The sequence below is a fragment of the Pseudomonas sp. S10E 269 genome (genome assembly GCF_002798465.1).
Taxonomy (GTDB): Bacteria; Pseudomonadota; Gammaproteobacteria; order Pseudomonadales; family Pseudomonadaceae; genus Aquipseudomonas; species Aquipseudomonas pergaminensis.
This window is the reverse complement of the sequence record NZ_PHIJ01000001.1, coordinates 1,161,211-1,182,836: the sequence shown is the minus strand read 5'-3', so window position 1 is coordinate 1,182,836 and position 21,626 is coordinate 1,161,211. Positions and strand designations below refer to the sequence as shown.

General features: G+C 61.4%; 17 protein-coding genes. 11 read left to right on the top strand and 6 right to left on the bottom strand.

Features of this window, described 5'->3' with window-relative positions:
* The first annotated feature begins 4 nt into the window (after positions 1 to 4).
* The 9 genes from murD (at position 5) to lpxC (ending at position 10,468) form a co-directional block, all read left to right on the top strand.
* The gene (gene murD, locus CWC48_RS05550; protein ID WP_100491468.1) at positions 5 to 1,351 is read left to right on the top strand and encodes a UDP-N-acetylmuramoyl-L-alanine--D-glutamate ligase; all 1,347 of its coding nucleotides are present in this window, start codon (positions 5 to 7) and stop codon (positions 1,349 to 1,351) included.
* The gene (gene ftsW / locus CWC48_RS05545; RefSeq protein WP_078046959.1) at positions 1,348 to 2,571 is read left to right on the top strand and encodes a putative lipid II flippase FtsW; all 1,224 of its coding nucleotides are present in this window, start codon (positions 1,348 to 1,350) and stop codon (positions 2,569 to 2,571) included. Before murD ends, ftsW begins: the two co-directional genes overlap by 4 nt.
* On the top strand, positions 2,561 to 3,631 hold the full coding sequence (murG, locus tag CWC48_RS05540; RefSeq protein ID WP_099494069.1) for an undecaprenyldiphospho-muramoylpentapeptide beta-N-acetylglucosaminyltransferase: 1,071 nt from the start codon (positions 2,561 to 2,563) through the stop codon (positions 3,629 to 3,631). The genes ftsW and murG overlap by 11 nt, the downstream gene beginning before the upstream one ends.
* Positions 3,624 to 5,069, top strand: a complete 1,446-nt coding sequence (gene murC, locus CWC48_RS05535; RefSeq protein WP_078046961.1) for a UDP-N-acetylmuramate--L-alanine ligase — start codon at positions 3,624 to 3,626, stop codon at positions 5,067 to 5,069. Before murG ends, murC begins: the two co-directional genes overlap by 8 nt.
* On the top strand, positions 5,066 to 6,022 hold the full coding sequence (locus CWC48_RS05530) for a D-alanine--D-alanine ligase (RefSeq protein ID WP_099494070.1): 957 nt from the start codon (positions 5,066 to 5,068) through the stop codon (positions 6,020 to 6,022). Before murC ends, CWC48_RS05530 begins: the two co-directional genes overlap by 4 nt.
* A gap of 3 nt (positions 6,023 to 6,025) precedes the next feature.
* Positions 6,026 to 6,895 (top strand): cell division protein FtsQ/DivIB, encoded by an 870-nt coding sequence (locus CWC48_RS05525; protein WP_016974963.1) that lies wholly within the window; start codon positions 6,026 to 6,028, stop codon positions 6,893 to 6,895.
* A gap of 15 nt (positions 6,896 to 6,910) precedes the next feature.
* The gene (gene ftsA, locus CWC48_RS05520; RefSeq protein ID WP_010213031.1) at positions 6,911 to 8,173 is read left to right on the top strand and encodes a cell division protein FtsA; all 1,263 of its coding nucleotides are present in this window, start codon (positions 6,911 to 6,913) and stop codon (positions 8,171 to 8,173) included.
* A 65-nt stretch (positions 8,174 to 8,238) separates the two neighbouring features.
* Positions 8,239 to 9,444 (top strand): cell division protein FtsZ, encoded by a 1,206-nt coding sequence (gene ftsZ, locus CWC48_RS05515; protein WP_017526184.1) that lies wholly within the window; start codon positions 8,239 to 8,241, stop codon positions 9,442 to 9,444.
* Between the two features lie 112 nt (positions 9,445 to 9,556).
* Positions 9,557 to 10,468: a UDP-3-O-acyl-N-acetylglucosamine deacetylase gene (gene lpxC / locus CWC48_RS05510; RefSeq protein ID WP_003171886.1), complete on the top strand. Its 912-nt coding sequence runs from the start codon at positions 9,557 to 9,559 to the stop codon at positions 10,466 to 10,468.
* A 170-nt stretch (positions 10,469 to 10,638) separates the two neighbouring features.
* Here lpxC and CWC48_RS05505 read toward each other — a convergent pair whose 3' ends face one another.
* From CWC48_RS05505 to CWC48_RS05480, 6 genes are all read right to left on the bottom strand, one after another.
* Positions 10,639 to 12,132, bottom strand: coding sequence for a sensor domain-containing diguanylate cyclase (locus tag CWC48_RS05505; RefSeq protein ID WP_100491467.1), 1,494 nt, complete (start codon positions 12,130 to 12,132; stop codon positions 10,639 to 10,641).
* 86 nt (positions 12,133 to 12,218) lie between these two features.
* Positions 12,219 to 13,541, bottom strand: coding sequence for an OprD family porin (locus CWC48_RS05500; protein ID WP_100491466.1), 1,323 nt, complete (start codon positions 13,539 to 13,541; stop codon positions 12,219 to 12,221).
* 352 nt (positions 13,542 to 13,893) lie between these two features.
* Positions 13,894 to 15,258, bottom strand: coding sequence for a heavy metal sensor histidine kinase (locus tag CWC48_RS05495; protein WP_100491465.1), 1,365 nt, complete (start codon positions 15,256 to 15,258; stop codon positions 13,894 to 13,896).
* On the bottom strand, positions 15,248 to 15,925 hold the full coding sequence (locus tag CWC48_RS05490; RefSeq protein WP_078046966.1) for a heavy metal response regulator transcription factor: 678 nt from the start codon (positions 15,923 to 15,925) through the stop codon (positions 15,248 to 15,250). The genes CWC48_RS05495 and CWC48_RS05490 overlap by 11 nt, the downstream gene beginning before the upstream one ends.
* Positions 15,926 to 15,951: 26 nt before the next feature.
* On the bottom strand, positions 15,952 to 19,041 hold the full coding sequence (locus tag CWC48_RS05485; RefSeq protein WP_078046967.1) for a multidrug efflux RND transporter permease subunit: 3,090 nt from the start codon (positions 19,039 to 19,041) through the stop codon (positions 15,952 to 15,954).
* Entirely contained in the window at positions 19,038 to 20,204 is a 1,167-nt protein-coding gene (locus CWC48_RS05480; RefSeq protein WP_078046968.1) for an efflux RND transporter periplasmic adaptor subunit, read from the bottom strand. Before CWC48_RS05480 ends, CWC48_RS05485 begins: the two co-directional genes overlap by 4 nt.
* A gap of 217 nt (positions 20,205 to 20,421) precedes the next feature.
* Here CWC48_RS05480 and CWC48_RS05475 point away from each other — a divergent pair, with 217 nt between their 5' ends.
* Together CWC48_RS05475 and CWC48_RS05470 are read left to right on the top strand one after the other, a co-directional pair.
* The gene (locus CWC48_RS05475) at positions 20,422 to 20,655 is read left to right on the top strand and encodes a hypothetical protein (RefSeq protein WP_099494074.1); all 234 of its coding nucleotides are present in this window, start codon (positions 20,422 to 20,424) and stop codon (positions 20,653 to 20,655) included.
* A gap of 166 nt (positions 20,656 to 20,821) precedes the next feature.
* The gene (locus tag CWC48_RS05470) at positions 20,822 to 21,592 is read left to right on the top strand and encodes a transporter substrate-binding domain-containing protein (protein WP_100491464.1); all 771 of its coding nucleotides are present in this window, start codon (positions 20,822 to 20,824) and stop codon (positions 21,590 to 21,592) included.
* Positions 21,593 to 21,626: the final 34 nt, after the last annotated feature.

The following is a 21,626-nucleotide window of genomic DNA, read 5'->3' as shown; positions in this document are numbered from 1 at the left end:
ACGAGTGTCCCTGATCGCTTCAGACCACTTCCGCATCGTTGTCGGCCTCGGCAAGAGCGGCATGTCCCTGGTTCGCTTCCTGGCGAACCGGGGCAAGCCGTTTGCCGTGGCCGATACGCGGGAAAATCCACCGGAGCTGGTCACGCTGCGCCGTGACTACCCGCACGTGGAAGTGCGTTGTGGCGAGTTGGATGTCGAGTTTCTGTGCCGTGCCGATGAGCTCTACGTGAGCCCTGGCCTGGCGATCGCGACACCGGCCCTGCAAGCCGCTGCTGCCCGTGGCGTCAAGCTGTCCGGCGATATCGACCTGTTCGCGCGCCACGCGAAGGCACCGATCGTGGCCATCAGCGGCTCCAACGCGAAAAGCACTGTGACCACCCTGGTGGGCGAGATGGCGGCTGCGGCCGGCAAGCGCGTCGCCGTGGGTGGCAACCTCGGCACCCCGGCGCTGGACCTGCTCAGCGACGATGTCGAGCTGTATGTGATGGAGCTGTCGAGCTTCCAGCTGGAAACCACCCACGACCTCGGTGCCGAAGTGGCCACTGTATTGAACGTGAGTGAAGACCACATGGACCGCTACAGCGGCCTGCCGGCCTATCACTTGGCCAAGCACCGGATCTTCCGTGGCGCCAAGCAAGTGGTGGTCAACCGTCAGGACGCGCTGAGCCGTCCGCTGATGGGCGAAGGCCTGCCATGCTGGACCTTCGGCCTGAGCAAACCCGACTTCAAAGCCTTCGGCATTCGCGAAGAGAATGGCGAGAAATACCTGGCCTTCGAATTCCAGAACCTGATGCCGGTGCGCGAGCTGAAAATCCGTGGCGCGCATAACCAGTCCAACGCCCTGGCGGCCCTGGCGCTTGGCCATGCCGTTGGCCTGCCGTTTGAGGCCATGCTGGCTGCGCTGCGTACCTTTGGCGGCCTCGAGCATCGCTGCCAGTGGGTGCGCGACCTCGATGGCGTCAGCTATTACAACGACTCCAAGGCCACCAACGTCGGTGCGGCACTGGCGGCCATTGAAGGCCTTGGCGCCGATATCGAAGGCAAGCTGGTGCTGATCGCCGGTGGCGACGGTAAGGGTGCCGACTTCAAGGACCTTAAAGGCCCGGTGGCTGAACACTGTCGCGCCGTGGTGCTGATGGGCCGCGATTCCGACCTGATCGCTGCTGCTTTGGGTGATGCCGTGCCGCAAGTGCGTGCCACCTCGCTGGATGACGCGATTGCCCAGTGCAAAGCCCTGGCCCAGCCGGGCGATGCGGTGTTGCTGTCGCCCGCCTGCGCCAGTTTCGACATGTTCAAGAACTACGAAGAGCGCGGCCAGCTGTTCGCCCGCGCCGTGGAGGCCTTGGCATGAGTATCAACTTTCGGAACATCATCAAGCCGTACCCGTCGCCGATCATCACTGGGCGCGGTGTCGACCTCGATTTCCCGATGCTCGCCGGTTGCCTGGCGTTACTCGGCCTGGGCCTGGTGATGATCACGTCGGCGTCCTCCGAAGTCGCCGCCGTGCAGTCCGGCAACACCCTGTACATGATGATCCGCCACCTGGTGTACCTGGTGATCGGCTTGGGCGCGTGCATCGTGACCATGATGATCCCAATCGCCACCTGGCAACGCCTGGGCTGGCTGATGCTGATCGGCGCGTTTGGCTTGCTGATCATGGTGATCCTGCCTGGCATTGGCCGGGAGGTGAACGGTTCGATGCGCTGGATCGGCTTCGGTGCATTCAACGTGCAGCCGTCGGAAATCGCCAAGGTGTTCGTGGTGATCTACCTCGCCGGCTACCTGGTGCGTCGCCAGAAAGAAGTACGCGAAAGCTGGATGGGTTTCTTCAAGCCGTTCATCGTGCTGCTGCCGATGGCCGGTCTGTTGCTGATGGAGCCGGACTTCGGCGCCACCGTCGTCATGATGGGCGCGGCGGCCGCGATGCTGTTCCTTGGCGGCGTGGGCCTGTTCCGCTTCACTTTGATGGTGGTGCTGGCGGTGGCGGCGGTGACTGTGCTGGTACAAGCGCAACCCTACCGGATGGCGCGCTTGATCACCTTTACCGACCCATGGTCCGACCAGTTTGGTTCCGGCTACCAGTTGACCCAGGCGCTGATCGCCTTCGGTCGCGGCGAGTGGCTGGGCGTGGGCCTGGGCAACAGCGTGCAGAAGCAGTTCTACCTGCCGGAAGCGCATACCGACTTCGTGTTCTCGGTGCTTGCGGAAGAACTCGGTGTGGTCGGTTCGCTCTGCACCGTCGCGCTGTTCGTGTTCGTGTGCGTGCGCGGCATGTACATCGGCCTGTGGGCCGAGAAGGCCAAACAGTATTTCGCCGCCTATGTGGCGTATGGCTTGTCGTTCCTGTGGATCGGCCAGTTCCTGATCAACATCGGTGTGAACGTCGGCCTGCTGCCGACCAAGGGCCTGACCTTGCCGTTCCTCAGTTACGGCGGCAGTTCGTTGGTGATCTGCTGCGCGTGCCTGGGCCTGTTGCTGCGCATCGAGTGGGAGAGTCGCACCCACCTGGGCAGCGAAGAGATGGAGTTCAGCGAAAGCGACTTCGCCGAGGAGCCGACCCATGGGCGCTAACGTGCTGATCATGGCGGGCGGCACCGGGGGCCATGTGTTCCCGGCCCTGGCGTGCGCGCGGGAATTCCAGAACCGTGGCTACACCGTGCACTGGTTGGGCACACCGCGTGGCATCGAAAATGAATTGGTGCCGACCGCCGGCTTGCCGCTGCACCTGATCAACGTCACCGGCCTGCGCGGCAAGAGCAAGTTGTCCTTGCTCAAGGCGCCGTTCGTGTTGCTCAAGGCGGTGTGGCAGGCGCGCAAAATCATTCGTGAATTGAAACCGGTATGCGTGCTCGGTTTTGGTGGGTACGTGACAGGTCCTGGTGGTGTTGCTGCTCGGCTCGCTGGTGTGCCGGTGATCGTGCACGAGCAAAACGCCGTCGCCGGAACCGCCAACCGCCTGCTGGCGCCATTGGCTGCACGGGTGTGTGAAGCGTTCCCGAAAACCTTTGGTGCATCGGACAAGCTGCGCACCACCGGTAATCCGGTACGCACCGAACTGTTTATGGACATTGCTCGCGAAGCACTGGCCGGGCGCAAGCCGCACCTGCTGGTCATGGGCGGCAGCCTGGGCTCCGAGCCGTTGAACAAACTGCTGCCCCAAGCCCTGGCGCAACTCCCCGTGGAATTGCGTCCGGAGGTCTTCCATCAGGCTGGCAAAGATCACGGTGAAGTCACCGCCACGCGTTATCGCGAAGCCGGTGTTGAGGCGAACGTACAGCCTTTCATCAAAGACATGGCCCACGCCTATGGCTGGGCCGACCTGGTGGTCTGCCGCTCCGGTGCGCTGACCGTCAGTGAACTGGCCGCCGCCGGTCTGCCGTCCTTGCTGGTGCCTTTGCCCCACGCCATCGACGATCACCAGACCCGCAACGCCGAATATTTGGCCGGGGAGGGCGCTGCCTTCCTGCTGCCGCAAAGAACGACTGGCGCCGCCGATTTGGCCGCACGCCTGACCGAGGTATTGATGCAACCGGAACGACTCAACAGCATGGCGAGCACCGCAAGCCGCCTGGCCAAACCTGACGCAACCCGCACCGTGGTCGATATCTGCCTGGAGGTGGCCCATGGTTGAGAATCAGAAAGCCATGCCGCAACCGGAAATGCGCCGCATCCGGCGTATCCACTTCGTCGGTATCGGCGGCGTGGGCATGTGCGGCATCGCCGAAGTGTTGCTGAACCTGGGTTACCAGGTGTCCGGCTCCGACTTGAAAGAGTCGCCGGTCACTGATCGCCTGAAAACCTTCGGTGCGCAGATCTTTATCGGCCACCGCGCCGAAAACGCCTCCGAGGCTGACGTGCTGGTGGTGTCCAGCGCCGTGAACACCTCCAACCCGGAAGTGGCCACTGCCCTTGAGCGCCGCATTCCCGTGGTGCCACGCGCCGAGATGCTGGCCGAGCTGATGCGCTACCGCCACGGCATCGCCGTTGCCGGTACCCATGGCAAAACCACCACCACCAGCCTGATCGCCTCGGTGTTCGCCGCCGGTGGCCTGGACCCGACCTTTGTCATCGGTGGTCGCCTGAATGCAGCCGGCACCAATGCCCAGCTTGGCACCAGCCGCTACCTCATTGCCGAAGCCGATGAGAGTGATGCGAGCTTCCTGCACCTGCAACCGCTGGTCGCTGTCGTCACCAACATCGACGAAGACCACATGGCGACCTACGACGGTGACTTCAACAAGTTGAAGAAAACCTTCGTCGAATTCCTGCACAACCTGCCGTTCTACGGTCTGGCGGTGGTGTGCCTGGACGATCCGGTGGTGCGCGAAATCCTGCCGCTGGTCAAACGCCCGACCGTGACCTACGGCTTCAGCGAAGACGCTGACGTGCGCGCTATCAATGTGCGCCAGGAAGGCATGCAAACCTTCTTCACCGTGCTGCGTCCGGACCGTGAGCCACTGGATGTATCAGTGAACATGCCGGGCAACCACAACGTACTCAATTCCTTGGCGACCATCTGCATTGCCACCGACGAAGGCGTCAGCGATGACGCCATCGTCGAAGGCCTGTCGCGCTTTGCCGGCGTGGGCCGTCGCTTCCAGGTCTACGGCCAGTTGCCGGTAGAGGGCGGTGACGTGATGCTGGTGGACGACTACGGTCACCACCCGACTGAAGTCGCCGCGGTGATCAAGGCCGTGCGCGGTGGCTGGCCGGAGCGCCGCCTGGTGATGGTCTACCAGCCGCACCGCTACAGCCGTACCCGCGACCTGTATGACGATTTCGTCAATGTACTGGCCGATGCCAACGTGCTGCTGCTGATGGAAGTCTACCCGGCCGGTGAAGAACCGATCCCGGGTGCGGACAGCCGCAAGCTGTGCAACAGCATCCGTCAGCGGGGCCAGTTGGACCCGATCTACATCGAACGTGGTGTGGACCTGGCACCGATCGTCAAGCCGCTGCTGCGGGCCGGTGACATTTTGCTGTGCCAGGGTGCCGGTGACATTGGTGGCCTTGCCCCTAAATTACTGGCGAGCCCGCTGTTTGCCGCCGCGAAGGGGAAGTCGAAATGATCAACGACTACGGCTCCCTGTTTTCCACAATCGCACCCGCTGACTTCGGTCGCGTGGCGGTGTTGTTCGGCGGCAAAAGCGCCGAGCGTGAAGTGTCGCTCAAGTCCGGCAACGCCGTGCTCGAAGCCCTGCAAAGCGCCGGCGTGAACGCCTTCGGCATCGACGTGGGCGATGACTTCCTCGCTCGCCTTCTGGCCGAGAAGATCGATCGCGCCTTCATCATCCTCCACGGCCGTGGCGGTGAAGACGGCAGCATGCAAGGCCTGTTGGAGTGCGCCGGCATCCCTTACACCGGCAGCGGCATCCTTGCTTCCGCGCTGGCGATGGACAAGTTGCGCACCAAGCAGGTGTGGCACAGCCTGGGCATTCCAACCCCGCGTCACAGCGTGCTGTGCAGCGAAGACGATTGTATTTCTGCAGCCAAGGAACTGGGCCTGCCTTTGATCGTCAAACCTGCCCATGAAGGCTCCAGTATCGGCATGGCTAAAGTGAACTCGGCCGCCGAATTGATCGACGCATGGAAAGCGGCAAGTACCTACGATTCGCAAGTGTTGGTGGAACAGTGGATCCAGGGTCCCGAGTACACCATCGCCACCCTGCGTGGCCAGGTATTGCCGCCTATCGCATTGGGCACGCCCCACACCTTTTACGACTACGACGCCAAGTACCTGGCTTCCGATACCCAGTACCGGATCCCGTGCGGCCTTGACGCAAGCAAAGAACAGGAATTGATGGACCTCACGGCTAAAGCCTGTGAGGCGCTGGGTATCGCCGGTTGGGCGCGCGCAGACGTGATGCAGGATGACCAGGGGAATTTCTGGTTCCTGGAAGTCAACACCGCACCGGGCATGACCGATCACAGCCTGGTACCTATGGCAGCCCGTGCGGCCGGTCTGGACTTCCAGCAGTTGGTGCTGGCGATCCTGGCCGACAGCATTGAGCCAAGAGGCTAAGACATGAAAGGCGCATCGCTTCGTCATCAGCCCCCACAAGCACCGAGCCGCAAGCCGGTGCCACGGGGTGCCAGCCGAATGGTGGCTAAAGAGCCGATGTCGGCGCGCCTGCCGAAAGCCAACTTTGGTTTCCTCAAGGCGCTGTTCTGGCCGGTGTTGCTGGTGGTGCTGGGCTTCGGAACCTACGAGGGCGCGCAGCGTCTGTTGCCGTATGCCGACCGGCCGATCACCAAGATCAGCGTGCAGGGCGACTTGAGCTACATCAGCCAGCAAGCGGTACAGCAGCGCATTGGCCCGTACCTGGCGGCGAGCTTCTTTACCATCGACCTGGCCGGTATGCGCGCGGAGCTGGAGCAGATGCCGTGGATCGCCCACGCCGAAGTCCGCCGCGTATGGCCGGACCAAGTGACGATCCGCCTGGAAGAACAACTGCCCGTGGCCCGTTGGGGCGACGAAGCGCTGTTGAACAACCAGGGCCAGGCGTTCACCCCGCGTGAGCTGGCGAACTACGAGCACCTGCCGCAGTTGTTCGGGCCGCAGCGGGCGCAGCAGCAAGTGATGCAGCAGTACCAGGCCTTGAGCCAGATGCTGCGGCCAATGGGCTTCTCCATTGCACGCCTGGAACTGCGTGAACGGGGTAGCTGGTTTTTGACGACCGGGGCAGGCAGTTCCGGCCCGGGCATCCAGTTGTTGCTGGGACGCGACCGCTTGGTGGAAAAGATGCGCCGCTTCATTGCCATCTATGACAAGACCTTGAAAGAACAGATTACGAACATTGCGAGCGTCGACCTGCGTTACGCCAACGGCCTTGCCGTCGGCTGGCGTGAACCGGCTGCGCCCACGGCAGCGCAACCCGCTGTCGCGAAGAATTAAGAAGAGGCAGGACCCATGGCAAACGTGCAAAGCGGCAAAATGATCGTCGGTCTCGATATCGGCACCTCCAAAGTGGTGGCGCTGGTGGGCGAGGTCGGTGAAGACGGCGTCATCGAAATCGTCGGTATTGGCACGCATCCGTCCCGGGGCCTGAAGAAGGGCGTGGTGGTGAACATCGAGTCCACCGTGCAGTCGATCCAGCGCGCCATCGAAGAAGCGCAGCTGATGGCCGGTTGCCGGATCCACTCGGCATTCGTTGGCGTGGCGGGCAACCATATTCGCAGCCTGAACTCCCACGGCATCGTGGCAATCCGCGACCGCGAAGTCAGCTCCGCCGACCTTGAGCGCGTGCTTGACGCTGCCCAGGCCGTGGCGATCCCGGCTGACCAGCGCGTGTTGCACACGCTGCCCCAGGACTACGTGATCGACAACCAGGAAGGCGTTCGTGAGCCGCTGGGCATGTCCGGCGTACGTCTGGAAGCCAAGGTCCACGTGGTGACCTGCGCCGTCAACGCCGCACAGAACATTGAAAAATGCGTGCGCCGCTGCGGCCTGGAAATCGACGACATCATTCTTGAACAGTTGGCCTCGGCCTACTCGGTGCTGACCGACGACGAAAAAGAGCTGGGCGTGTGCTTGGTCGACATCGGCGGCGGCACCACCGACATCGCGATCTTCACCGAGGGTGCGATCCGTCACACCGCCGTGATCCCGATTGCTGGCGACCAAGTGACCAACGACATCGCCATGGCGCTGCGTACACCGACCCAGTACGCCGAAGAAATCAAGATTCGCTACGCCTGCGCCCTGGCCAAACTGGCCGGTGCCGGCGAGACCATCAAGGTACCAAGCGTGGGCGATCGTCCACCGCGCGAACTGTCGCGCCAGGCCCTGGCCGAAGTGGTCGAGCCGCGCTACGACGAACTGTTCACCCTGATCCAGGCGGAACTGCGTCGCAGCGGCTACGAAGATTTGATCCCGGCCGGCATCGTGCTGACCGGTGGCACCTCGAAGATGGAAGGCGCGGTCGAACTGGCCGAGGAAATCTTCCACATGCCAGTCCGCCTGGGCGTGCCCCATGGCGTCAAAGGCTTGGGCGACGTAGTACGCAACCCGATTTATTCCACCGGTGTGGGCTTGCTGTTGTACGGGCTGCAAAAGCAGACCGACGGCATTTCTCTGTCGGGCCCGAGTAACCGTGACAGCTACCGCAGCGACGACGAGGCGAAAGCGCCGTTGTTCGAGCGTTTGCAGGCATGGGTCAAAGGCAATTTTTAAGATTTACCGCGACACCGTTGTAAGCAGTAGGCGAAAAAACTAGAGAAAACGAAAGGAGAGGGAACATGTTCGAACTCGTAGACAACATCCCCGCAAGCCCGGTCATCAAAGTGATCGGTGTCGGCGGTGGCGGCGGCAACGCTGTCAATCACATGGTCAAGAGCAACATTGAAGGCGTTGAATTCATCTGCGCCAACACTGATGCCCAGGCGCTGAAAAGCATCGGCGCGCGGACCATCCTGCAATTGGGCACAGCCGTGACCAAGGGCCTCGGCGCTGGCGCCAACCCGGAAGTCGGCCGTCAAGCCGCGCTGGAAGACCGCGAGCGTATTGCTGAAGTGCTGCAAGGCACCAACATGGTGTTCATCACCACTGGCATGGGCGGCGGTACCGGTACCGGTGCTGCGCCGATCATTGCCGAAGTGGCCAAGGAAATGGGGATTCTGACGGTTGCTGTCGTGACCCGTCCGTTCCCGTTCGAAGGCCGCAAGCGCATGCAGATCGCCGACGAAGGTATCCGTCTGCTGTCTGAAAGCGTCGACTCGTTGATCACCATCCCCAACGAGAAACTGCTGACTATCCTGGGCAAGGACGCAAGCCTGCTGTCCGCGTTCGCCAAGGCTGACGATGTACTGGCCGGCGCCGTTCGCGGTATCTCCGACATCATCAAGCGCCCAGGCATGATCAACGTCGACTTTGCCGACGTACGCACCGTGATGAGCGAAATGGGCATGGCGATGATGGGCACTGGCTGCGCCAGCGGTCCGAACCGTGCGCGTGAAGCCACCGAAGCGGCCATCCGCAACCCGTTGCTGGAAGACGTGAACCTGCAAGGCGCACGCGGCATCCTGGTGAACATCACCGCCGGTCCTGACCTGTCCCTGGGTGAGTACTCCGACGTGGGTAGCATCATTGAAGCCTTCGCTTCCGAGCACGCCATGGTCAAGGTCGGTACCGTTATCGATCCGGACATGCGCGACGAGCTGCACGTGACCGTGGTCGCCACCGGCCTGGGCGCGAAAATCGAGAAGCCTGTGAAGGTCATCGACAACACCCTGCATAACAGTCAAGCCAGCCACGCCAGCCAAGCGGCTGCCGCTCCAGCGCCTTCGCGCCAGGAACTGCCGTCGGTGAACTACCGTGACCTGGACCGTCCGACCGTGATGCGCAATCAGGCTCAGGCCGGTGCTGCGGCGTCCCGTAGCCCGAATCCGCAAGATGATCTGGACTACTTGGACATCCCGGCATTCCTGCGTCGTCAGGCCGATTAATGGAATGTATCAGGGCTATGAAGGTGATTGGTGTTCAGCAAAGGTCTGGTCTGCTATTATCGCCAGCCTTTGTTGATACCAGTTCGCAATTTGCGCTGAAGCGGTCCAAGCCATGATTAAACAACGCACCCTGAAGAATATTATTCGTGCCACAGGTGTAGGTCTGCACTCCGGGGAGAAGGTATACCTGACCCTCAAGCCTGCACCTGTCGACACCGGCATCGTGTTTGTGCGTGCCGACCTGGACCCTGTGGTGCAGATTCCTGCTCGCGCGGAAAACGTTGGCGAAACCACTATGTCGACCACATTGGTCAACGGTGACGTCAAAGTGGACACGGTGGAGCACTTGCTCTCGGCCATGGCTGGCCTGGGCATCGATAACGCCTACGTCGAGCTCTCCGCGTCCGAAGTCCCGATCATGGATGGCAGCGCTGGACCCTTCGTATTCTTGATTCAATCTGCCGGCCTGGAAGAACAGGACGCAGCCAAGAAGTTCATTCGCATTCTGCGGGAAGTGACAGTAGAAGACGGCGACAAGCGCGCCACCTTCGTCCCGTTCGAAGGCTTTAAAGTGAGCTTTGAGATCGATTTCGATCACCCGGTATTCCGTGACCGCACCCAAAGTGCAAGCGTGGATTTTTCCAGCACTTCGTTTGTAAAAGAAGTCAGCCGCGCCCGTACCTTTGGTTTCATGAGTGACATCGAGTACCTGCGCAAGCACAACCTCGCACTCGGCGGCAGCGTTGAAAACGCCATTGTGGTCGACGCGGATGGTGTACTGAACGAAGACGGCCTTCGCTACGAAGACGAGTTCGTGAAGCACAAGATCCTCGATGCAATCGGTGACCTCTACCTGCTGGGCAATAGCCTGATAGGCGAGTTCAAAGGCTTCAAGTCGGGCCACGCCCTTAACAACCAGCTGCTGCGCAAGTTGATTGAGCAGACAGACGCTTGGGAAGTCGTGACCTTCGAAGATGCCAGCACCGCACCGATCTCTTACATGCGTCCCGTTGCGGCGGTGTAAGTAACAACTCTCTTTCTTTAGTTTTGAAAGGCCACCTTCGGGTGGCCTTTTTTATGCCTGAATTTTAGGGCGCTTAGTGGCGATCGGGCCTAATGTGGTGAGCAGGCCTGCTCACCACACCAAGCCTGTTCACAACCTTAAGCCCGCTCACCGCAGAAACGCCGTGTTCATTAAAGGACCGAAGCATCCACGATACGGTTGCGCCCGGTGTGCTTGGCTTCATAGAGCGCCTGATCCGCACTTAGCAACAACGCCTCCAGCGACTGACGGCTACGCTTGTCCCAAGTACTCATGCCAATGCTCACGGTAATCGGCTGCTCATCACCTCCAACCCTCGGCAAGTACTCGATGGCGCTGCGGATGTGCTCGGCGATCACCCAGGCGCCCTTGGCGTCGGTCACCGGCAACACCACCGCGAACTCTTCGCCGCCATAACGTGCGGCCAGGTCGGCCGGTCGGCGGATGTTGCTGCCGATCACCTGGGCCACGCTGCGCAACGCGTCGTCGCCACCGTGATGGCCGTGGCGGTCGTTGAAGGCCTTGAAGTGGTCCACGTCAATCATCAGCACCGTCAGCGGCTCGGTGGAGCGCTGAGCGCGCTCCCACTCAAGGCGCAGGCGTTCATCCAGAACGCGCCGGTTGGCCAGGCCGGTCAATGCATCGGTGGCTGCCAGTTCTGACAGTACTCGTTCAGCGCGACGCCGCCTTCGCAGTTCCCGGCGTAGCAACCAGGTCAGCCACAACAAACCGGCGCAGAGCACCCCGGTGGCACCACTGGTCAGCAGTGCCGCGCGTCTCCAGGGTGCGAATACGTCCTCGCTGGACAACGCTACTACCACGATCAATGGCAGGGCACCGACATTGGTAAAGGTATACAGGCGCTCTTTACCACTGATGGCAGAGATCGCCTGAAAGCTGCCGCTTCCGTCGCGCAGTATTCGCTTGAAATTAGGCCGGTCACTCAGGTCCTTGTCGATCATGTCGCGTTCGAGCAGCGGCTGCTGGGCCAGGAGAATGCCGTTGTTGTTCAGCAGGTTGACGCTGCTGCCATTGCCGATGGTCAGGGTGTTGAACAGCTGGTCGAAATACGCCAGGCGCATGGTCGCGACCGCTACGCCGAGAAACTCTCCCTTGGGGCCCGACACACGTCGACTGAATGCCATGCGCCAGACCTGGTCGCAGTCGCAATGGATCTTGAAGGGTCGACTGATAAACAGGCCCGCGTTGGCGTCCTTGGCATGCACCTGGAAATAATCGCGGCTGGCAAAATTACGTGGCGTGGGCCGCAGTGTGGAGGAGTCGGCGATTACCGTGCCGTTGGCATCCAGCAGCAAGACCTCGCCCTTGAAAGGCGCCGCCGTGGATAAATCAAACTGCACCAAGTGCTGGATATTGGCAGCAACCCCGGACAGGTCTTCACGTTGCGTGGCCGCAATCAGCCCGTTGAGCGACAGGTCATACAACTCGACGTTACGCAACACGTCGGCGTTGATCAGTTGGGCGATATTGGTGGTCGATCGCTTGGCCGCCTCAAGCGTGCTGGCGTGTTCGCGAATCAACAGCACCGCGACAATGATCACAATCAGGGCAACGCTGAGCCCGCTGCCCAGCATCAGTAACAACTCAGGATGTGCGGGTGAGGTACGAACAGGGCGTGGACTCATCGGGCAGACTTCAGCGGTGAGGATGCTGGCAGTTTAGTTCTACCCGATGAAAATTAAATGCTTGGTTAAAAAGAAAAAGACGTCTGTCAGAACACGTTGATCGGGTAGTCGACGATCACCCGGTATTCATCCACATCCCGATCCACCGCCGAGTAACCATTGCTGCCACGGTTGACCGCCCATTGCAGGCGCACCGCCAAGTCCTTGGCCTTGCCGTCCTGCACGACGTATTTCAGGTCGATGTCCCGTTCCCAATGCTTGGCGTCTTTACCGTCGGCGCTGTACCACGTGCTATAGCCACGGCTTTGCGGGTCGACCTTGGTCAGGTCGGTCTTGCCGCTGATATAGGACACGGCCGAGGTCAGGCCGGGCAGGCCCAGGCCGCCGAAGTTATAGGCGTACTTGAGTTTCCACGAGCGCTCATTGGGGCCGTTGAAGTCGGAGTACTGCTGGGAGTTGTCCAGGTACACGCTGTCGCCCTGGGCGATGTAGTCGAACGGTGTGTTGCCGTTGACCCGCTGGTACGCGGCCGTGACGCTGTGATGGCCGACGTCCACGGTGAAGTGCAGGCTGTAGGTGTTGTTGTCGATATCCCCCAGCAGCGACTGCCCGGTGTCCTGGGTATGGTAGTAGTGCAGACCAGGGTTGAGACTGATCATCTCGTTCACCACATAGGTGTAATCCAGGTCGTAGTAGTACTGGTTCCACACGTCCTTGAGTTCGGAGGCGTAGAGGTTGCTGGTCAGCCCGTCGATGCCGCTGAACGACACGCCGGCCCAGTTCATGTGCTGGCTATCGGTATTGCTGGGCAGCGCACCGTAGCTGGTGCCGATGCGGCGGTGGCCGCTCTGGTTGTAGAGCTTGGTGAAGCTGGCCTGGCCACCTTCGAACATCCAGCCGTCGAGGCTGTGGTTGGTCAGGCTCACGCCACGGAAGGTCTGCGGCAGCATGCGGGTTGCGCCGCCGGCGATCACCGGGTTATTGAGGAACAGGTCGCCGGCCCTCAACTCGGTATCGAACGCGCGCATTTTCAAGGCGCCACCCGCCGTCGAGAACGAGCCGGGCGCCTTACCGTTGCCACTGCCGTACGGAAGGATGCTGGAACCGTCCGTACCGCCACCGCCGTCCAGCTTCAGACCGAGCATGGCATGGGCGTCCAGGCCGAAGCCGACGGTGCCCTGGGTGTAGCCGGATTCGAAGGTGCCGATGAAACCCTGGCCCCATTCCTTACTGTCATCGGTGTGGATGTCGCGACGGTCGCGGTTCATGTAGTAGTTGCGGGTGTTGATATTGAGGTGGGCGCCTTCGACGAAACCGTCGGCGGGGGTGGTGTCTGCCGCATGGGCAAGAGGGGTGATCGTTGCTGCTATTGCGAGAAATAACGGGGTGAACGTCAGCGAGTTCTTCACCGGTGTAGCTCCTTTGGTCAATCGGAAAACGGCCAATGTCGTGGGGGTGCCTGGCCTTTTTTTACGGCAAAAAAAAGCCGCTGAAGTCAGCGGCTTTAAGACAGATTCCCAGTGTAGAGCCCTGGAAATAAGTCGAGGGAAATTCGGGTAAGCGGGAGGCTGCCTTTGCCGTCGCGCTCATCGATGCGTCAAATTAACGCAGGCGAGCGGTACGATACAGAGTGTAACAAGATAATGACTGTTGCCCAAATCGCAACAAACCCATCACCGTCCCTGTAGGAGCCGGCTTGCCGGCGATAGCGGTGGCTCAGTCATGCACACGTCGACCCGAACACCGCCATCGCCGGCAGTGTCAGACGGGCAAAGTGATGCCAAAGGTATTGCCGCCGCCCTCACTGCGCACGAACACATCACCGCCGTGCATCAGCGCAATCGCCTTGACAATGGCCAGCCCCAGGCCATGGTTGGCGCCGCTGTTGCTGCGTGACGCATCCACCCGATAAAACCGTTCGAACAGACGTGGCAAGTGTTCGCTGGCAATGACGTCGCCGGGGTTGGTGACGCCGATCGCCACCTGATGTTCTTGCACCTCGATATTCACCACGATCACCTGCCCAGGCGCGGTGTGCTGCACCGCGTTGCTCAGCAGGTTGATCAGCGCACGGCGCAGGTGGGCTTTTTCGATCTGCACCGTGGCATCGCCCTTTACCTGTACCTTGACCTGGGCGTCTTCAAGAATGAAGTCCAGGTAGTCGAGGGTGGTGGCTACTTCGTCGGCCAGGGAGCTTTCGATCAACTTGGTGGCCTTGCTGCCCTGGTCGGCGCTGGCTAGGAACAGCATGTCATTGATGATCGAACGTAGGCGCTCCAGCTCTTCAAGGTTCGATTGCAGCACCTCGAAATAATGCTCGGCCGAACGCCCTCGGGTCAGCGCCACTTGGGTCTGGCCGATCAGGTTGGTCAGGGGCGAGCGCAGTTCGTGGGCGACGTCGGCGTTGAACGATTCCAGGCGTGAATAGGCCTGCTCGACGCGGTCGAGGGTGGAGTTGAACGAATTGACGAACTGGCTCAGCTCCGGCGGCAGCGGCGACAGTTCAAGGCGCCCGGAGAGTTTTGGTGGCGCGAGCTTTTGCGCCTCGTCCGACAGCTTGCCCAGCGGCTTCAGGCCGATGCGTGAAACCCAGAACCCCAACAGCGCCGCCAGGACCACACCGACAAATGCGAGGCTGATCAACGCCACCAGCAAATGATGCTGGGTTGCACGGAAGTTCTCGGTGTCGATGGCAATCATGAAGCGCAGGGGCGGACGCTGCTCCTTGGCCGGGAACTGGCTCACCAGCACTTTGAATGGGTGATGGTGGCCCGGCAGGCGCAAGTCGCGCTTGCCGGTAGGCCCTTCGGCAAACGCGCGGATCTGCGCGTCCGGCTCGCCATATTCATAATTCGGATCGCTGCTCACCACCCAGAAACGAATGCGTTTGTCTTCCTCACCCAGCAGCTTGAGCTTGGCCTTGATCTTCACCCAATGGTCCGGCGTGCCGAAGCGGTTCACCGAAGATTCGAGCACGCTGTAACGCGCATCCAGCTCGGCGCCTGGCAACAAGCCCAGCCCCCGGTCCACTTGCTGATAAAGCGCACCACCGATCAATACGAAGATCAGCAGCGCCACCAGGGTGAACATGCCGCTCAGGCGCAGGGCGATGGAGTTAGCTGACACTTCGGCTCTCCAGCACATACCCCATGCCACGGATGGTGTGCAGCAGCTTTTGTTCGAACGGCCCGTCGAGCTTGGCGCGCAGGCGCTTGATCGCGACTTCCACCACGTTGGCGTCGCTGTCGAAATTGATGTCCCAGACCATCTCCGCAATCGCGGTCTTGGACAGGATCTCACCCTGGCGCCGCGCCAACACGCTGAGCAGCGAGAATTCCTTGGCGGTCAGGTCCAGGCGCAAGCCATTGCGACTGGCCTTGCGGCTGATCAGGTCGATCCACAGGTCGGCGACCGTCACCTGCACGGGTTCATGACCACCGCTGCGGCGGGTCAGGGCTTGCAGGCGTGCCACCAGTTCCAGGAAGGAAAACGGTTTGCCCAGGTAATCGTCGGCGCCTTCGCGCAGGCCGCGAATGCGGTCTTCCACGCGCTCGCGGGCCGTGAGCATGATCACCGGCGTCTGCTTGCGCGCGCGCAGGGCACGCAGCACGCCAAAGCCATCGAGGCCAGGCAGCATCACGTCGAGCACGATGACCGCGTAGTCGTTCTCCAGCGCCAGGTGCAAACCCTCGACGCCTTCGCGTGCCACGTCGACGGTGTAGCCTTGCTCCGTCAGGCCACGGTGCAGGTAGTCGGCGGTTTTTTCTTCATCTTCAATAATCAGTACGCGCATGAGTCTTTTGGCTCCAGGGCCGGGCCTCAGTCTGTGGTCGCCAACGCAGGCGTTGGTGTGGGCCGGTGGAAAAACTTCTCAAGGTACAAGTATATGACTGGTGTGGTGAACAGCGTCAGCGCCTGGCTCACCAGCAACCCGCCAACCACTGCGATACCCAGCGGCTGGCGCATTTCCGCACCAGGGCCGGCGCCGAGCATCAGCGGCACCGCGCCGAGCAGGGCGGCGAGGGTGGTCATGATGATCGGCCGGAACCGCGTGACGCAGGCTTCATAGATCGCATCTTCCGGCGACAGGCCCCTGACGCGCTGAGCCTCCAGGGCAAAGTCGATCATCAGGATGCCGTTCTTCTTCACGATGCCGATCAACAGCACCAGGCCGATCAGCGCCATGATCGAAAAGTCCTGCCCCATCAGTGACAGCATGATCAGCGCGCCCAACCCTGCCGAGGGCAAGGTCGAAATGATCGTCAGCGGGTGCACGAAGCTCTCGTACAGCACGCCGAGGATGATATACACCGCCACCAGCGCCGCCAGGATCAGCCACGGTTGGCTGGCCAGCGAACTCTGGAATGCCTGGGCCGCGCCCTGAAAGTTGCCGATGATGGTGGTCGGCATGCCGATTTCATTCTTGGCCTGGTTGAGCATGATCACTGCATCGCCCAAGGCCACGCCCGGTGCCAGGTTGAACGACAGGTTGGCGGCCGGGAACATGCCGTCATGGCTGATCGAAAGTGGCCCCACGGTAGGCGGGTCTACCTTGGCCAGCGCCGACAGCGGCACCATCTCGTTTGTCAGCGGCGAGCGCAGGTAAAAGTAGTTGAGGCTTTCGGCTTTGCCGCGTTGCTGGGTATCCAATTCCAGCACCACTTGGTACTGGTTGATCTCGGTCTGGAATTCGTTGATCTGGCGCTGGCCGAACGCGTCGTACAGCGCCTGATCCACATCGGTGGCGGTGAGGCCAAAGCGCGCGGCGGCCTGGCGGTCGATGCTGATGTGGGTGATGCTGCCGCCCAGTTGCAGGTCGTTGGACAGGTCGCGAAACGCCGGGTTGGCGCGCAGTTTTTCGGTGAGGCGCTGGGTCCAGGTGTTGAGCGTCGGGCCGTCGTTGCTCTTGAGCACGTATTGGTACTGAGCACGGCTTGGGCCGGAACTCAGGTTGATGTCTTGCCCGGCGCGCAGGTACAACACGATACCCGGCACCTTGGCCAGTTTCGGGCGGATGCGATCGATGAACTGGCTGGCGGACACGTCACGGTCGCCGCGGTCCTTCAAGGCGATCCAGAAGCGGCCGTTGGCAATGGTCTGGTTGCTGCCGGTCACACCGACCGAATGCGAAAACGCTTCCACTGCCGGGTCGGCCTTGACGATTTCGGCCAGGGCCTTGTGCTTGGCCACCATGTCCGGGTAGGACACGTCGGCCGCCGCTTCGCTGGTGCCGAGTACAAAACCGGTGTCTTGCACCGGGAAGAAGCCCTTGGGGATGAACACGTAGCCGACCACGGCCAGGGCCAACGTCACGACGAAGATTGCCGCCATCGTGCGTTGATGGGCCAGGGCACGGCGCAGGTTGCGCGCATAGCCGGCCAGCAGCCGTTCGCTGAAGCCCGGTTTGTCGTGCGCAGGGTGGCTGGGCGCGCGCATGAACAGCGCGGCCAGGGTCGGCGCCAAGGTCAGCGAAACCACCACCGAGATCAGAATGGTCGAGGTCGCCGTCAAGGCAAACTCCTTGAACAAACGCCCAACCACGCCCCCCATGAACAGCAGCGGAATAAACGCCGCCACCAGCGAGAAGCTGATGGACACCACCGTGAAGCCGATCTCCCCGGCGCCTTTGATCGCCGCTTCGCGCTTGTCGAGCCCAGCTTCCAGGTGGCGGTGAATGTTCTCGACCACCACGATGGCATCGTCCACCACAAAGCCCACCGCGATGACGATCGCCACCAGCGTCAGGTTGTTCAGGCTGAAACCCATCAGGTACATCAACGCAAAGCTGGCGACCAGCGACACACCCAGCACGCTGGACACAATCATCGTCGCCGACAACTGCCGCAGGAACAGCGCCATCACCGCCACCACCAGCAGGATGGCGATCAGCAGCGTCACTTCCACCTCATGCAGCGACGCGCGGATGGTCTTGGTACGGTCGGTCAACACGCTGACCTGCACCGACGCCGGCAGCATCGCCTGCAGGCGCGGCAGCTCGGCTTGAATGCGGTCGACGGTCTCGACGATATTCGCGCCGGGCTGGCGCGAGATCACCAGGTTGACCCCTGGGGTGTCGCCGGACCAGGCCTGCACGTAGGCGTTTTCCGAACCGTTGATGACTTTGGCGATATCACGCAGTTGAACCGGTGCGCCGTCCTTGTAGGACACGATCAACTGCGCGTAGTCCTCCGGGTGGAACAACTGGTCGTTGGTCGACAGGGTCGACACACTGTTCTCGCCGTAGATCGCACCCTTGGCCAGGTTGAGGCTCGATTGCTGGATGGCCAGGCGGATATCGGCCAGGGTCAGGCCGATGGCGGCGAGTTTGTCCGGGGACGCTTGTACCCGGATCGCCGGGCGCTGCTGGCCGGTGATGTTGATCTGGCCAACCCCGTCGATCTGGCTGATCTGCCGGGCCAGCAGGGTTTCCACGTAGTCGCTCAACTCGGTGCTGGGCATGCTGTTGGAGCTGACGCTGAGGATCAGCACTGGGCTGTCCGCCGGGTTGACCTTCTTCCAGGTCGGCAGGCTCGGCATGTCGCTGGGCAGCTTGCCGGACGCGGTGTTGATCGCCGCCTGCACTTCCTGCGCGGCGGTGTCGATGCTTTTGGTCAGGGTGAATTGCAGGGTCAACAGGCTGGAGCCCAGGGCGCTGCTGGAGGTCATCTGGGTCATGCCAGGGATGGCGCTGAATTGCACCTCCAGCGGCGTGGCCACGGATGACGCCATGGTGTCCGGACTGGCGCCGGGCAGCGTGGCAGTCACCTGGATCGTCGGAAATTCCGCTTCCGGCAGTGGGGCGATCGCCAGGCGCGGGAAGGCAATCAGCCCGAGCAGCACCAGGGCAAAGGTCAGCAGCAGGGTCGCGACCGGGTGGTCGACGCACCAGGCTGACGGCGAACGACTCATGGCTGCACCTTGGCATCAACGGTCTGAATGACTTGCGGCGGCTCCTTGAGTATTTCCACCTGCGCACCCGCCTTGAGCCGTGACTGGCCGTCGCTGACCAGCACATCCCCGGCCTGTACGCCCTTGATGATGTTCACGTCGCTGTTCTGGTAGGTGACTTGCACCGGCACCACGTCGACCTTGTCACCGTTGACCCGGTACACGAAGTGCGAATCCAGGCCGCGCTGCACCACGGTCGGCGGCACCACCAAGGCGTTTTTGTCGAGGGCGGTCTGGATCTTGATGGTCACCAGTTGCCCCGGCCACAGGCGCTGCGAGGCGTTGTTGAATTCGGCCTTGGCGCGCAGGGTGCCGGTGGTGGAGCTGATCTGGTTGTCGATCAGGCTCAGGTGACCCTCGCCAAGCAAGTCGCCGGTCTGGCCATCGGTGTCGGCGCCCAGGTAGGCATCGACGCTGGCTTTTGTGGGCGCCGCGATCAGGCCCTGCAAGGTGGGCAGCATTTGTTGCGGCAGGGAGAACTCGACGGCAATCGGGTCGATCTGGGTCACGGAAAACAGGCCCTGGGTATCGGCGGTGCGCAAGAAGTTGCCTTCATCCACGGTGCGAATACCGACGCGTCCGCTGACCGGCGAGCGAATCTGAGTGTAGGAAAGTTGTACCTGAGCTGAATCGATTGCGGCCTGGTTGCCTTGGGCAGTGGCCTTGAGCTGGTTGACCAGGGCTTGTTGCTGGTCATAAGTCTGCTTGGACACGCCGTCGTCGACACTCAACTCCTTGTAGCGCTTGAGGTTGACCAGCGCTACCTGCAACTGCGCCTGGCTTTCGCCCAGTTGGGCCTTGGCCTGGTCCAGGCTGGCACGGATCGAGCGGTCATCGATGGTCGCCAGCAGGTCACCGGCCTTGACCAACTGGCCTTCCTTGACCAGCAATTTAGTCAGGATGCCGTCCACTTGCGGGCGAATCACCACACTGTGCAGTGACAGCACCGAGCCAATCCCGCTGACAAAGCGCGGAATGTCCTGCTGCGCCACGCTCACCACCCGCACGGGAATAGCGGTGGGTGCCGCCAGTTTGGACTTGGCCGGTCGGGTCAGTGCCCAGGTTGCAACGGCCAACACCACGAGGACCCCCACGATCAGGGCGGTTTTTCGTTGAATGTGCATCGACGGACACCAGAGGCGCAGTTGCAAGTTTCAAGCTGCAAGCTGCAAGTTGAGATTTGGATAAAAGCTTTATAGCGCGGCGACCCGGTCAGGATCGTGACGTCAAACTGACAGCCATGACAGCTAGTGCTTTAAACTTACCGCTTGAAGCTTACCGCTTGGCCCTCCGGCCCCGCTATACTCGCGCTTTTACACCAATACCCGCGCTGGAGCCCTTATGACTTCCCCGACACAACCCCCTGTTGAAGCGGACGACCTCGTCGATCCGGCCAGCGCCGAAGGCGTTGAAAAAGCCGAGATCCCGGCGTTCAAATTCCCCTTCAAACCGGGTGAACTGGCCGGAGCCAAGAATGCCGCCCAGCCCTGGTACAAGAACGGCGCCAAGAACGGCCACACCAAGAGCCCGGGTATGGCCCCGCCCGGTACACGCCGTTCCATGGGTAAACGTTAAGATTAATCCTCTGTAACATTTGACGGATATTGCCTACAGCCTCCGTTGATGTTTCTGCTTGTAGGTCTGCGACCGTTTCTTGAAAGCTTGCACGGCTTCCGCTTCACCCCGGTTTGGTTAACGGGCGTGCAGCGGAGGGCGCTCTTTCCGGAAAAGGACGTTTCCTGTGCCCCTGATACATCTCTGTGTAGCGCTTGCCCTATTACTGGCGGTGGATGCCGTCGCAGGCCTTGATCAACCGCGACGTGAAATCCGCTTCGCCGTTGCCGCGCAATTTGCCCCTTTCCAGAGCCGCAACCCGCAAGGGCAGTTGGTCGGTCTGAATATCGAGTTGGGCAACGCCCTTTGCCAGCAGTTGAATGTGCGCTGTACCTGGGTTGACCAGGTGCTGGTTGAAAACTTCGAAGGTCTGGAAGCGCGGCAATTCGATGCAATCATGGGCATAGCCCCGACATCTTTGCGGCGGCGCTGGGTGAGTTTCACCGAAAACCTCTACCCCTTCACCACGCGCCTGGTCGCGCGCCGAACCTCGGGCCTTATGCCGACGCCAAGGTCGCTCAAGGGCAAGCGTGTCGGCGTGTTGCTGGGCAGCAATCGCGAAGCCTTTGCGCATGCGAAATGGGCGCGCAAAGGCGTGATCATCAAGAGCTTCTGGCTCAACGACGAACTGGTCCGCAGCCTGGTGGCAGGCGATATCGATGCGACGCTGCAGGGCACCGTGGAAATCCGTGAGGCCCTGCTCGACACGGCTGCCGGCCAGGATTTCGACTTCCTCGGCCCCGCCGTTTCCAACGAACTGCTGGGCAACGGTGTGGCGATCGCGTTACGCAAGACTGACACCGCGCTGCGTACCGAGCTAAACCGTGCGCTGGAACAGCTGATGCACAATGGTGAATACCAGCTGATCCTTGCGCCTTATCGCCTCGACCTACCGTGATGGCTAATTAATTGCGCGGAACATGAGCTGGATC